Source organism: Pseudomonas sp. R1-6, assembly GCF_051132115.1.
GTDB lineage: Bacteria > Pseudomonadota > Gammaproteobacteria > Pseudomonadales > Pseudomonadaceae > Aquipseudomonas.
Map to the genome: position 1 here is coordinate 448,203 of NZ_CP071662.1, position 14,505 is coordinate 462,707.

Consider the following 14,505-nt stretch of genomic DNA (forward strand, 5'->3'; position numbering starts at 1 on the left):
AGCCCATTGTCGTGGATTGACGCTTTCGGCAATTCCCCTGTCGTTTTTGCACCCGGTCGCCACGGCCCTCCGGCATATGCTGGCCCCAAAGCGCCGGCACACGATTCGGCGCATGAATCGCCAACAAGGGGACTGCCTGATGAGCCCAGCCGAATTGCACGCCGACAGCATCGTTATCGACGGGCTGATCATTGCCAAGTGGAACCGCGACCTGTTCGAAGACATGCGCAAGGGCGGCCTGACCGCAGCCAACTGCACGGTGTCGGTGTGGGAAGGTTTCCAGGCCACCATCAACAACATCGTTGCCAGCCAGAAACTGATCCGCGAGAACAGCGACCTGGTGATCCCGGTGAAAACCACCGCCGACATCCGCCGCGCCAAGGAACAGGGCAAGACCGGCATTATCTTTGGCTTCCAGAACGCCCATGCCTTCGAAGACCAGCTCGGCTACGTCGAGATCTTCAAGCAGCTCGGCGTCGGTGTGGTGCAGATGTGCTACAACACCCAGAACCTGGTGGGCACCGGTTGCTACGAGCGCGACGGCGGCCTGTCGGGCTTCGGTCGCGAAATCGTCGCCGAGATGAACCGCGTCGGCGTCATGTGCGACCTGTCCCACGTTGGCTCCAAGACCTCCGAGGAAGTCATCCTCGAATCGAAGAAGCCGGTCTGCTACTCCCACTGCCTGCCGTCCGGCCTCAAAGAACACCCGCGCAACAAATCCGATGAAGAGCTGAAATTCATTGCCGACCACGGTGGTTTCGTCGGCGTGACCATGTTCGCGCCGTTCCTGGCCAAGGGCATCGATTCGACCATCGACGACTACGCCGAAGCCATTGAATACACCATGAACATCGTCGGCGAGGACGCCATCGGCATCGGCACCGACTTCACCCAGGGTCACGGCCAGGACTTCTTCGAAATGCTGACCCACGACAAGGGCTACGCCCGTCGTCTGACCAGCTTCGGCAAGATCATCAACCCCCTGGGCATCCGCACCGTGGGCGAGTTTCCGAACCTCACCGAAACGCTGCTCAAGCGCGGTCACCCGGAGCGGGTGGTGCGCAAGATCATGGGCGAGAACTGGGTCAACATTTTGAAAGATGTCTGGGGCGAATAAACGCCGTCGCGTCACTGAATCCTTTACCTGCGGCCACTCGCGCCGCAGGCACATCACGAATTTCCGGAGTCAAGTTTTCATGGCCAAGATCGCCCCGCAACTGCCTATCGAAGTCGACAGCGAAACCGGTGTCTGGACCTCCGACGCCCTGCCGATGCTGTACGTGCCGCGCCACTTTTTCGTCAACAACCACATGGGCATCGAGGAAGTGCTGGGCGCCGACGCCTACGCCGAGATTCTCTACAAGGCTGGCTACAAATCCGCCTGGCACTGGTGTGAAAAAGAAGCCGAATGCCACGGCCTGGAAGGCGTCGCGGTGTTCGAGCACTACATGAAGCGCCTGTCGCAGCGTGGCTGGGGCCTGTTCAAGATCCAGGACATTGACCTGGACAAAGGCACCGCCAGCGTCAAGCTCGAACACTCGGCGTTCGTCTATGTGTACGGCAAGGTCGGGCGCAAGGTCGACTACATGTTCACCGGCTGGTTCGCCGGGGCCATGGACCAGATCCTCGCCGCGCGCGGCAGCCAGATCCGCACCGTGGCCGAGCAGGTCTACGGCGGTTCCGAAGAAGGCCACGACGACGGCCTGTTCATCGTCAAGCCGTTGTAAGTCGAGGATCGCGCCATGGCTTTTGAAGCAATGTTCCAGCCGATCCAGATCGGCAAGCTGACCATCCGCAACCGCGTGCTCAGCACCGCGCACGCGGAGGTCTACGCCACCGACGGCGGCATGACCACCGACCGGTACGTGAAGTATTACGAAGAGAAGGCCAAGGGCGGCATCGGCCTGGCGATTTGCGGTGGCTCGTCGGTAGTTGCCATCGACAGCCCGCAGGAATGGTGGAGCTCGGTGAACCTGTCCACCGACCGTATCATCCCGCACTTCCAGAACCTGGCCGACGCCATGCACAAGCATGGCGCCAAGATCATGATCCAGATTACCCACATGGGCCGTCGCTCGCGTTGGGACGGCTTCAACTGGCCGACCCTGATGTCGCCGTCCGGCGTGCGTGAGCCGGTGCACCGTGCCACCTGCAAGACCATCGAGCCGGAAGAAATCTGGCGGGTGATCGGCAACTACGCCCAGGCCGCGCGGCGTGCCAAGGCCGGGGGCCTGGACGGCGTCGAGCTGTCGGCCGTGCACCAGCACATGATCGACCAGTTCTGGAGCCCGCGGGTCAACAAGCGTACCGACGAATGGGGCGGCAGCTTCGAAGGCCGCATGAAGTTCGGCCTGGAAGTGTTGAAGGCCGTGCGCGCCGAAGTGGGCGAGGATTTCTGCGTGGGCATGCGCCTGTGCGGTGACGAGTTCCACCCGGACGGCTTATCCCACGAGGACATGAAGCAGATCGCCAAGTACTACGACGACACCGGCATGCTCGATTTCATCGGCGTGGTGGGTTCGGGTTGCGACACCCACAACACCCTGGCGAACGTCATTCCGAACATGAGTTATCCACCGGAGCCGTTCCTGCACCTGGCCGCCGGTATCAAGGAAGTGGTCAAGGTCCCGGTGCTGCACGCGCAGAACATCAAGGACCCGAACCAGGCCACGCGGATCCTGGAGGGCGGCTACGTCGACATGGTCGGCATGACCCGCGCCCACATTGCCGACCCACACCTGATCGCCAAGATCAAAATGGGCCAGGTCGACCAGATCAAGCAGTGCGTCGGCGCCAACTATTGCATCGACCGCCAGTACCAGGGCCTGGACGTGCTGTGCATCCAGAACGCCGCGACGTCCCGTGAATACATGGGCGTGCCGCACATCATCGAGAAGTCCACCGGGCCCAAGCGCAAAGTCGTGGTGGTCGGTGCCGGCCCGGCCGGGATGGAAGCGGCGCGCGTGGCCGCCGAACGTGGGCACGACGTGACCCTGTTCGAGAAGAAGGAACTCATCGGCGGACAGATCACCACCGCCTCGAAAGCGCCGCAACGGGACCAGATCGCCGGTATCACCCGCTGGTTCCAACTGGAACTTGCGCGGTTGAAAGTCGACCTGCGCCTGGGCGTGGCGGCGGACGCGCCGACCATCATGGACCTGCGTCCGGACGTGGTGGTGCTCGCCGTCGGCGGTCATCCGAACGTGGAGCAGAACGAACACTGGGGCGCCGCCGAAGGGCTGGTGGTCAGCAGCTGGGACGTGCTCGACGGCAAGGTCGCGCCGGGCAAGAACGTGCTGGTCTACGACACCATTTGCGAATTCACCGGCATGTCGGTGGCCGACTTCCTCGCCGACAAGGGCAGCCAGGTCGAGATCGTCACCGACGACATCAAGCCGGGCGTGGCCATTGGCGGGACTTCGTTCCCCACCTACTACCGCAGCATGTACCCCAAGGAAGTGATCATGACCGGGGACATGATGCTGGAAAAGGTCTACCGCGAAGGCGACAAGCTGGTGGCGGTGCTGGAGAACGAATACACCGGCGCCAAGGAAGAACGCGTGGTCGACCAGGTGGTGGTGGAGAACGGCGTGCGGCCGGACGAAGAAATCTACTACGCGCTCAAGGAAGGTTCGCGCAACAAGGGCCAGATCGACGTCGAAGCCCTGTTCGCGATCAAACCCCAGCCGTGCCTGGAGCAGATCGGCGATGGTTACCTGCTGTTCCGCATCGGCGACTGCGTGGCCCAGCGTAATACCCACGCGGCCATCTACGACGCCCTGCGGTTGTGCAAGGATTTCTAACGGCTTGTGGATAACCCTGTGGGAGCGAGCCTGCTCGCGAATGCATTTTGTCAGTCATTGTTGGATTGACTGATCCACCGCTTTCGCGAGCAGGCTCGCTCCCACAGGAATCGGGCAAGGCATCCACGCAGTTTGGCCTGCAAGACCCTGAGGTCTTTGGGAGCAACACCTATGTTGAACACCCTTCTTCCAATCCTGCTGTTCGCAGCCCTGGGCCTCGCTGCCCTCGGCGCCTTGCGGCGGGTGAACATGTGGCGCCGGGGACGACCGGCCAAGGTCGATCTGATCGGCGGACTTTTTGCCATGCCCAAACGCTACATGGTGGATCTGCACCATGTGGTGGCGCGGGACAAATACATTGCCAACACCCACGTCGCCACGGCGGGTGGTGCGGTGGCGTCGATAGTGTTGGCGATCCTGGTCCATGGTTTTGGCCTGCACAACCGCATCCTCGGCTACGCCTTGCTGCTGATGTCGGCGGTGATGTTCGTGGGCGCGATCTTCATGTACCTGCGTCGGCGCAACCCGCCGGCGCGCTTGTCGAAAGGCCCGTGGATGCGCCTGCCGAAAAGCCTGCTGGCCTTCTCGGCGTCGTTCTTTTTGGTGACGCTGCCGGTGGCGGGCATCCTTCCGGAAAACTTTGGCGGCTGGCTGGTGGCGGCGATCCTCTGTGTCGGCGTGTTGTGGGGCGTGTCGGAATTGTTCTTCGGCATGACCTGGGGCGGGCCGATGAAACACGCCTTCGCCGGTGCCCTGCACCTGGCCTGGCACCGCCGCGCCGAGCGCTTCGGTGGAGGCCGTTCCACCGGTCTCAAACCGTTGGACCTGAACGATCCTGCCGCACCGCTGGGCGTGGAAAAACCCAAGGACTTCACTTGGAACCAACTGCTGGGTTTTGACGCATGCGTGCAGTGCGGCAAGTGCGAAGCGGCTTGCCCGGCGTTCGCCGCCGGCCAGCCGTTGAACCCGAAGAAACTCATCCAGGACATGGTCGTCGGCCTGGCCGGCGGCACCGATGCGAAATTCGCCGGCAGCCCTTATCCAGGCAAACCGGTGGGTGAGCACGGCGGCAATCCGCATCAGCCGATCGTCAACGGCCTGGTGGACGCCGAGACCCTGTGGTCCTGCACTACCTGCCGGGCGTGCGTCGAGGAATGCCCGATGATGATCGAGCACGTCGATGCCATCGTCGACATGCGCCGTCACCTGACCCTGGAAAAAGGCGCGACGCCGAACAAGGGCGCCGAGGTATTGGAAAACCTCATCGCCACCGATAACCCCGGCGGCTTCGCCCCGGGCGGGCGAATGAATTGGGCGGCGGACCTGAACCTCGACCTGCTCAGCGAGAAGAAATCCACCGACGTTCTGTTCTGGGTCGGCGACGGCGCCTTCGACATGCGCAACCAGCGCACCTTGCGTGCCTTCGTAAAAGTGCTCAAGGCGGCGAAAATCGACTTCGCCGTGCTCGGTCTCGAGGAGCGCGACAGCGGCGACGTGGCCCGGCGCCTGGGTGATGAAGCGACGTTCCAGCTATTGGCCAAGCGCAATATCCAGACCCTGGCCAAATACAGCTTCAACCGCATCGTCACGTGCGACCCCCACAGCTTCCACGTGTTGAAAAACGAATACGGTGCCTTTGATGGCAATTACCTGGTGCAGCACCACAGCACCTATATGGCCGAGATCATCGACGCCGGCGCCCTGAATCTTGGTCAGCACAAGGGCGACAGCGTGACCTATCACGACCCTTGCTACCTGGGCCGCTACAACGGCGAATATGAAGCGCCGCGCCAAGTGCTGCGTGCGCTCGGCATCGAGGTGAAGGAAATGCAGCGTTCCGGTTTCCGTTCGCGTTGCTGCGGCGGTGGTGGCGGGGCGCCGATCACCGACATCCCGGGCAAGCAGCGCATCCCGGACATGCGCATGGAAGACATCCGTGAAACCGGCGCCGAGCTGGTGGCGGTGGGTTGTCCACAATGCACCGCGATGCTCGAAGGCGTGGTCGAACCTCGGCCGATGATCAAGGACATTGCCGAACTGGTGGCCGACGCGCTGCTTGAAGAGGCTGCGCCGCGCAAGCCTGTGGCGCCGGCCAAACGTGAACCTGCGGAGGTGCATTAATGAGCGACATCATCCGCCGCGACCCTCGCGCCGAGTGGATTGCCCGCAACCGCCTGCACCCGTTGCACACGGCCATGCAACCGGTGCAGCACAGCTGGATGGGGCCCAACGGCGTCATTCGCAAGAACGTCCATGGCGTCGGTTTCATCGGCCCCAACGGCATCAAGCGCATCGACCGTAGCGGTGCCCAGCAGGGCGGTGCAACCAAACGCACCGCCGCGACGCAAGTGCAATTGCCGCTGCATCAAGTCGTGCAACCGGCGTTCTACATCAGCGTTGTGCCGGATATGGTCGGCGGCCGCCTCAGCAGCCACGACCGCGATTTGCTGGGCTTGGCCCATCAGCTGGCCGGCAGTGACGGGGCGGTGCTGGCCGTGGTCTTCGGCGAGCACAAGGAGAACACCTTCACCACGGCGGGCGTGGACCGCTTGCTGGTGCTCGATGGCGAGGAATTCAGCGGTTATGCACCGGAGCAACGGGTACAAGGGTTACGGGCTGTGGATAACCAGTTCAACCCACGCCACTGGCTGCTGCCCGACAGCCGCAGCGGTGGTGGCGAACTGGGTCGGCGCTTTGCCGCGGCCTTGGGCGAACGCCCGGCCACGCGGGTCTGGCAGGTTAAGGACGAGGCCTGCATCGGCCGCGCCGGTGCGGGGCTGCAAGACCTCGCACGGCCATTGGCGCGGTTGATCCTGGCCGCCGCCGAATGCGCCGAGCCGGTCAGCGAAACCCGTCACGAAGCCCTGCCGGTGGAGTTATCCACAAGCGTGGCGCGCAGCCTGTCGCGCATTGAAGACCTCGGCGCGGTGGCGGTTGACCCGGGTGCGATTCCGATGGCCGAGGCCGAGTTCATTTTCTCCGGCGGCAACGGCGTCAAGGACTGGGCGCTTTTCCACAGGACAGCGGCGGCCTTGGGCGCGACCGAGGGTGCCTCGCGGGTAGCGGTGGACGACGGTTTCATGGCCCGGGATCGCCAGGTCGGTGCGTCCGGCACCTGGGTCACGGCGAGGGTCTACGTGGCCGTCGGGATTTCTGGGGCAATTCAACACCTGCAAGGCATCGGCGCCTGCGACAAGGTGGTGGCGATCAACCTCGATCCGGGCTGCGACATGATCAAACGGGCGGACCTGTCGGTGATCGGTGACAGCGCGGCGATTCTCCAGGCCCTGATCGCGGCGGTAGAGGCTTACCGCAACGAAGCCAGGCGCGATGCGGCTTAAGCTAAGGAAACGTTCATGAGTACCCAAGTGATCAGCCTCGTCTCTATTGGCGCCCACCCGACCTCCGGTCGGCCACGGCGCGCCGAGCAAGACGCCCGTGCCGTGGAACTGGGCCTGCAGCTGGCCGGCAACGACCTGCAAGTGCTGCATGCCGGCGATGTGGCGGAACCGGCGTTGCGCGCTTATCTGGGCATGGGGCTGGATGAACTTCACGTCCTGGAAAACCCCGTCGGAGCCGACGCGCTGCCGGCCCTCACCGACTATCTGCGTGACGCCGGCGCCCAGGTGGTGCTGACCGGCAGCCAGGCGGAAACCGGCGAAGGTTCGGGCATGCTTCCATTTTTGCTGGCGGAGAACCTCGGTTGGCCGCTGGTGGTGGGGCTGGCCCAGGTCGAATCCATCGAAAACGGCGCGGCCCTGGTGTTGCAAGCCTTGCCCCGTGGTCAGCGGCGGCGGCTCAAGGTGCGCCTGCCATTTCTCGCCACTGTGGATAACGCCGCGCCAAAACCTCGGCAAAGCGCCTACGGCCCGGCGCGGCGTGGGGCGTTGCATGCTGAAGAGGTCGAGGTCATTGACGATACGTTGTTGGCCGTGGCGACCCTGCAACCGGCCAAGCCAAGGCCCAAGCGCCTGAAAGTGATCAAGGCCAAGAGCGGCGCCGATCGCATGAAAGCCGCCACGGCCAAGGCCAGCGGCGGGGGCGGGCAGGTGCTCAAGGGCGTGAGCCCGGAGGCAGGGGCAGAGGCAATTCTCAAATTGTTGGTAGAGGAAGGGGTGGTTCGTTAAACCCAATTCAAAACAAAACCCTGTGGGAGCGAGCCTGCTTGCGAAGACATTCCGTCAGCCGCTGAAGGTATCGACCGATGCGCCGTCTTCGCGAACAGGCTCGCTCCCATAGTTTGTTCGGCGTTACTCACAATCCCTGTGTGCGCCTCTGTGGATAACCTGTTCGCCCCTCGCTACGGCCCACGCCAATCAGGCGCTGTAGCCCTTCGATCAAAAAACATCCAGCCTAACTTACGGTTTTTATTGGCTTTTCTCCGTGAATAAAACCCCGCTTCGAGCAAAACTTGCCCCCAATCTCTGTTGGCGCTTCTGTGGATAAGATGTTCGCTGTCCGCTACAGGCCAAGCGCTTCGCGGCTTTCGCGGCGCTGATCAAATAATAGCCAGATTCGCGCCGTCACCAGGAAAACCACTGGAAAACCACGGATCTATAGGGCGTGAAATGGGTTTTCCACAAAACCGTCAAAGTTACCCCCAAACACTGTTGGCGCTTCTGTGGATAAGGTGTTCGCTATGCCCTGTAGCCCGCTAAACCAAAGGCTCTCAGAGCGCTGATCAAAAAACACTCACACCGTCAGGAAACTGTTGCCGTTTGATAAGTCACGGATTTTATTCACATTGCCCTCGGTAAATTGCCGGCGCGTGCACATTTGTCCCCATTTGCTGTGGGTGGTCATGTGGATAACTTGTTCGCGGAACTCTGGAAGCCACGGCCGGCTTAGTGCTAATCGCGATAGATCAAATTTCATACAGTTCTAAGGAACTGCCTTGACGTAGGGGTGTCGCCTGTCTTCACTCATGGCACAAGGACAGCGAACATTATCCATATCTGGTTCAGGGAGAACGCACGATGGATAGCAAGGCCCCCCAACCGTTTCCCGCTTCAGCCCCGACATGCATCCCTACGCCTGCCGTCTCGCCGCTTCGACGCACCCATCGTCGCGGGGCCAATCAGCGTGCACGCCTATAACACCTGAGCTTTTCCCCAGTCACCGTTGACTGCCGCTTCAACCCATACGGGATAGTGGCCAGGCGTTCCTGCGCCTGTGAATTTACAGGCAACCGCAGAGTTGCCCCTTCTGCCTGAGAGGACTTGAACATGACACGGATCTCGACCCCCATCAGTGAAATCAAGGAGCACTACGACGTTATCGTCATTGGTTCCGGCTACGGCGGCGGTATCGCCGCGTCACGCTTGTCCCGGGCCGGGCGCAAGGTCTGTCTGCTGGAGCGCGGCCGGGAGATCCAGCCCGGCGAGTATCCCAATACCTTGCTCGCCGCCACCGAAGAATTGCAGGTGCATGACCCGGACGGCCACATCGGTTCGCGCACCGGGTTGTTCGACCTGCACGTCAACGCCCAGCAGAACGTGGTGGTCGGGTGTGGCCTGGGCGGTACCTCGCTGATCAACGCCAACGTTGCGCTGGAAGCCGAGCCCGGTGTCTTCGAGGACCCGCGCTGGCCCCTGGCGATGCGCGAGCACAGCGATACGTTGCTCAAGGACGGCTACGCCCGGGCCCGTGAAATGCTCAAGCCCAACCCTTATCCGGCGTCCTCGCCGAACCTGCCCAAGCTCGACGCCCACAAGAAGTCGGCGGACTACCTCAAGCAAGGCGCCCACTTCTACAAACCGCCGATCAACGTCACCTTCGACAAGCTGCCCAACAATCTCAATCACGTCGGCGTTGAGCAACTGCCGTGCAATGGCTGTGGCGACTGCGTCTCGGGCTGTAACAACAAGGCCAAGAACACCACGCTGATGAACTACCTGCCGGATGCCTGGAACCATGGCGCGGAGATTTTCTGCCAGGCCGAGGTGCGTCACCTGGAGCGCGAGGGTGACGGCTGGATCGTGCATTTCCAATACCTGGACAGCGGTCGCGAAATGTTTTCGGCGCCGACGCTCTTTGTGCGCGCGGACATCGTGGTGGTGTCCGCCGGCACCCTGGGTTCCACCGAAATCATGCTGCGCTCGCGGGACAAGGGCCTGTCGATGTCCGCCCAGTTGGGCGAAAACATGAGCGGCAACGGTGACATCCTCGGTTTCGGCCACAACTGCGATCAAGTGATCAACGGCATCGGCTTTGGCGCCCATTCGGCCAAGGAACTCGAGCCGGTGGGGCCATGCATTACGTCGGTCATCGACATGCGCACCGAGGGCGACTGGCGCAGCCGCATGGTGATCGAGGAAGGCTCGATCCCCGGCGCCCTCGGCCGAGCCATGGTGCCAAGCATGGCGGCGTTCGCCGAAACGATCGGCGTGCCCGCCGACACCGGCTTCGGTGCCAGCCTCAAGTACAAGGGCCGCGAGGCCGAGAGTTTCCTGCGTGGGCCGTATTACGGCGCGCTGCACAACATGCAGACCTATTTGATCATGAGCCATGACAACGGCAAGGGCCGCATGGTGCTCGATAACAAGGACCAACTGCGCATCGACTGGCCCGGTGTCGGCGAGCAGGAAAACGTCACCCTTGGCAACGAGCGCCTGCACCAGAGCACCAAGGCCCTGGGCGGGATCTGGGTCGAGAATCCGATCTGGACCAAGTTGCTCAAGCACAGCATCGTTTCGGTTCATCCACTGGGCGGTTGCGTGATGGGCGAGGACGCGGTCCAGGGCGTGGTCAACCACAAGGGCCAGGTGTTCAGCGGCGCCAGCGGCACCGATGTCTACCCGGGCCTGTATGTGACGGACGGCTCGGTGATTCCGACCTCACTGGCGGTCAATCCCTTGCTGACGATTTCAGCAGTGAGTGAGCGCAACATGGGGCTGCTGGCGGCTGATCGCGGCTGGCTGATCGATTACACGCTACCGTCGGCGCCGCGCAAACCGGTGGCGGCGCCAACCCTCGGCGTGCAGTTCACCGAAACCATGAAGGGCTTCTTCTCCACGGCGTTCACCCAGCCCCAAGGCACCGACCTCAGCCTTTACGAAGCAGCGGCCAAGCGCGGCCAGGCCGATAACTCACCCATTGAGTTCACCCTGACCATCACCGCCGCCGACCTCAATCGCCTGATCAAGGAGCCGGAACACGCCGCGACGCTGGTGGGCACCCTCGATGCGCCGCTGCTGTCGCCCAAGCCCCTGGTTGCCAGCAATGGCGTATTCAACCTGTTCGAGCAATACCAGGAACAGGTCGGCGTGCGGCACATGAACTACGACATGAAGCTGACCGCCGAAGACGGCAGCGATTATTACTTCAGCGCCTTCAAGACCGTGCCCGAGGACAACGGCGTGCTGAACATCTGGCACGACACCAGCACGCTGTACGTCACGCTTTATCGCGGGCCGGACAAGACCGGCGCGGTGCTCGGCTCCGGCGTCATGCACATTCTGCCGGCCGACTTCGCCAGGCAGATGACCACCATGAAAGTGCTCAACGCCCGCAATGAGCGCGAGCGCGTGGAGGCGTTGGCGCGGTTCGGCAAGTTCTTCGCGGGTATCTTGTGGGAAAGCTACGGCGGCGTCTTCGCCGGCGACGTCTACTTCAACCCGGACGCGCCGCCACGCTTGAAACGCCCCTTGGATGCGCCGGCCCCGGTGGTGCATTTCTTCCAGACCGAAGATAACGTCGAGCTTCGCCTGACCCGCTACCAAGCTGGCAGCAAAGGCCCCGTGATGTTGGTGCATGGCCTGGGCGTGGGCTCGAATATCTTCTCCACCGACACCATCCACACCAACCTGCTGGAGTACCTGTGCAAGCACGAATATGACGTCTGGCTACTGGACCTGCGCGTCAGCATCCTGCTGCCGGCCAGCAAGCATGAATGGAATGGCGACCAGGTGGCCCAGTATGACTTCAAGGCGGCCATCGAGCAGATCCAGCAGGCAACCCTGGCCCGCGACGTGCAATGCGTGGTGCATTGCTATGGCGCGACGACCTTCTTCATGTCGATGCTCGCCGGGTTGCAGGGCGTGCGTTCGGTGGTTTGCTCGCAGATCGCGGCCGACACGGTGGTCGCCACCGCCACGGGGCTCAAGGCCGGTCTGCACCTGCCGGGAGTGCTCGATGCCATCGGCATCAAATCCATGACGGCCTACGCCGACACCAAGGAAAGCTGGTTCAACAAACTCTACGACAAGGCCCTCAATGGCTATGCCCGGATCGAGGCTCAGGGTTATTGCACCAACCCGGTCTGCCACCGCATCACGTTCATGTACGCCTCGCTGTACCGCCACGACACTCTCAACGAAACCCTGCACGACAACCTGCACGAGTTGTTCGGCGAGTCGAACATCCAGACCTTCGAGCATCTGGCGTTGATCGTGCGCAAGGGGCATCTGGTGGACTTCAAGGGCAACGACGTCTACATGCCGCATTTCGATCGGTTGAGTTTGCCGATCTGCTTCATCAGCGGTGCCGACAACCAGTGCTACCTGCCGCAAAGCACCCTCAAGACCTACGAGCGGCTGTGCGACATGCATGGCCCGCAACTCTTCAGCCGCCACGAGATACCCGGCTACGGTCACATCGACTGCATGTTCGGCAAGGATGCGGTGGTGGATGTGTATCCGATCATTCTTGAGCACCTGGAGAAAACGGCGCTGGGCTAGCTGGCTGCCCTCGGTGGCGAGGGAGCTTGCTCCCGCTCGGCTGCGAAGCAGTCGTCGCTTTTGAAGTCTTGGGGGCCGCTACGCGGCCCAGCGGGAGCAAGCTCCCACGCCACATGGGTTTTGTGGTGAGTCAAGAATAAGGAAAAGGATGCCTTGAACGCTCACATCCGCTGGTTCCAACGCATCATCTGGATCGGCATCGTCATGAACATGGTCTTCGCGATCCCGGCGCTGTTCGCGCCGGCGTTGCTGACGTCCATGCTTGGCCTGCCGCCCGTGCTGTCCGATCCCTGGTTGGAGAACACCGGCATGTTGCTGGTGGGGATCAGCCTGTTCTACATGCCTTCGGGCTTCAACGCGCCGCGTTTCGTGGTGCATTCGTGGTTGTGCGTGCTGTCGCGGCTGGTGGCGGTGGTGTTCTGGATCTACCTGATCAACACCAACAACCAGGGCTCGTTGTTCGTGCCGATGTTGATGGGCGACCTGAGCATGTTCCTGATCCTGGGCGTGCTGCTTTACCTGGGCAGCCCGGTGGCCAACCGTCCGCTGGCCTTGCTCCAGGCCGGTTGGCGCGAGTGGCGCGCCGGCTGGGCGCTGCGCTGGCAGAGCCACGCGTTCAGGGTCGGCACGTTGGTGGTGGTCTTGTTGTTGGGTTTCATCGGCTACCAGACCTGGTACCAGATGATCCGGGAGGTGCCGCAACCGGACTTTGCATCCGATGAAGATCACTACAAATACGCCGCCATCGGCCTGGGCATCGAGGCGCGGATTCCCTATTACCTGTTCGCCGTGCTGCCGCAGATGTGTCCGGAAAAAATGCCCAAGCCAGGCGGCTACGAGGTGTTCGGTTTTCTCTATGAAAATGGCAACGACCTGCCCATCGGCATGGCCAAGCGGCAGCTCGGCTACCCCACCGTGGAGCCGAACTGCGCCCTGTGCCATACCGGTTCGTATCGGGCCAATGCCTCCGACGTCGCGGTGCCCGTCGCCGCCGCGCCGGCCAATACCCTGCAACTGCAAGCCTTCCAATGGTTCGCCTACGAGTGTGCCAGCGACCCGAAATTCACCCCCGACGCCGTCATGGCGGCGATCAACGGCAAGTTCCAGCTGGGCTTTTTCGAAAAGCTCTACAACCGCTACCTGATCATCCCAATGGCAAAAAGCGCGTTGCTCAAGCAGAAGCAGGCCTATGCCTGGCAGAAGCTGCGTCCGGCCCAGGGGCCAGGGCGGACCGACACCTTCAACCCGACCAAGATGGTGGTCTTTGGCTTCCCGGATGACTCCACCATCGGCACCGTGGACCTGCCCCAGGTGTGGAACCAGAAACCTCGCGAATCCATGTACCTGCACTGGGACGGCAATAACAACAAGATCCACGAACGCAACTACGCCGCCGCCATGGCCGTGGGCGCGACGCCGGGATCGGTACTGCCGCCTAGTTTCAACCGCGTGACCAACTGGCTGCTTGGCCACAAGGCGCCGGCGTGGCCGTTCGCCCTGGACCAAGGAAAAGTTGCCCAGGGCAAGCCGATCTGGGATCAAAACTGCGCCGGTTGCCACGATTTCGGGCGCAGCGATACCGGGCAAGTCACCACCAATATCGACCAGTTGGGCACCGATCCCCATCGCCTGAACTCCTTTACCACCGGCCTGGTGAGCGCGTTCCACGGCTTCAAGAAACCGCCGTTCGACTTTGGCGCCTACCGCAAGACCCAGAGCTACAGCAACACGCCCACCGACGGCATCTGGTTGCGTGCGCCGTATCTGCACAACGGTTCGGTGCCGACCTTGTGGGATTTGCTGCAAGCGCCGGAGCAGCGTCCGCAGGTCTTTTACACCGGCTCCGATATCTACGATCCGCAGAAGGTCGGCTTCATCACCAGCGGCGCGCAGATGAAGGCGTCGGCTGACTTCAAATACGACACCCGCCTGGAAGGCAATCACAACGGCGGTCACCTGTATGGCACGCAACTGTCGGACGTCGACAAGCGGGCCCTGATCGAATTCATGAAGACCCTGTAGTC

At 62.2% G+C, this 14,505-nt stretch carries 8 protein-coding genes; all 8 read left to right on the plus strand.

Translation table 11 applies throughout. The annotated features are described in order from the left end of the window. Positions 1–139 precede the first annotated feature (139 nt). Positions 140–1,117 carry a dipeptidase gene (locus tag J3P81_RS02065; protein WP_420765167.1) on the plus strand — a complete coding sequence of 326 codons (978 nt, stop codon included), beginning with the start codon at positions 140–142 and terminating at the stop codon, positions 1,115–1,117. A gap of 79 nt (positions 1,118–1,196) precedes the next feature. Then, the gene (locus J3P81_RS02070) at positions 1,197–1,727 is read left to right on the plus strand and encodes a DUF5943 domain-containing protein (protein WP_018612374.1); all 531 of its coding nucleotides are present in this window, start codon (positions 1,197–1,199) and stop codon (positions 1,725–1,727) included. Between the two features lie 15 nt (positions 1,728–1,742). Next, a complete protein-coding gene (dgcA, locus tag J3P81_RS02075) occupies positions 1,743–3,803 on the plus strand; it encodes a dimethylglycine demethylation protein DgcA (RefSeq protein WP_434561905.1) in 2,061 nt (686 codons plus the stop codon). Positions 3,804–3,974: 171 nt separating this feature from the next. Continuing rightward, on the plus strand, positions 3,975–5,924 hold the full coding sequence (gene dgcB, locus J3P81_RS02080; RefSeq protein ID WP_434561907.1) for a dimethylglycine demethylation protein DgcB: 1,950 nt from the start codon (positions 3,975–3,977) through the stop codon (positions 5,922–5,924). Beyond that, positions 5,924–7,144, plus strand: coding sequence for an electron transfer flavoprotein subunit alpha/FixB family protein (locus tag J3P81_RS02085; RefSeq protein WP_434561909.1), 1,221 nt, complete (start codon positions 5,924–5,926; stop codon positions 7,142–7,144). Before dgcB ends, J3P81_RS02085 begins: the two co-directional genes overlap by 1 nt. Positions 7,145–7,159: 15 nt before the next feature. Then, on the plus strand, positions 7,160–7,930 hold the full coding sequence (locus J3P81_RS02090; protein WP_434561911.1) for an electron transfer flavoprotein subunit beta: 771 nt from the start codon (positions 7,160–7,162) through the stop codon (positions 7,928–7,930). Between the two features lie 1,098 nt (positions 7,931–9,028). Then, positions 9,029–12,481 carry a GMC oxidoreductase gene (locus J3P81_RS02095; protein ID WP_434561913.1) on the plus strand — a complete coding sequence of 1,151 codons (3,453 nt, stop codon included), beginning with the start codon at positions 9,029–9,031 and terminating at the stop codon, positions 12,479–12,481. A 153-nt stretch (positions 12,482–12,634) separates the two neighbouring features. After that, a complete protein-coding gene (locus J3P81_RS02100; RefSeq protein ID WP_420764943.1) occupies positions 12,635–14,503 on the plus strand; it encodes a hypothetical protein in 1,869 nt (622 codons plus the stop codon). The last annotated feature ends 2 nt before the right edge of the window (positions 14,504–14,505 follow it).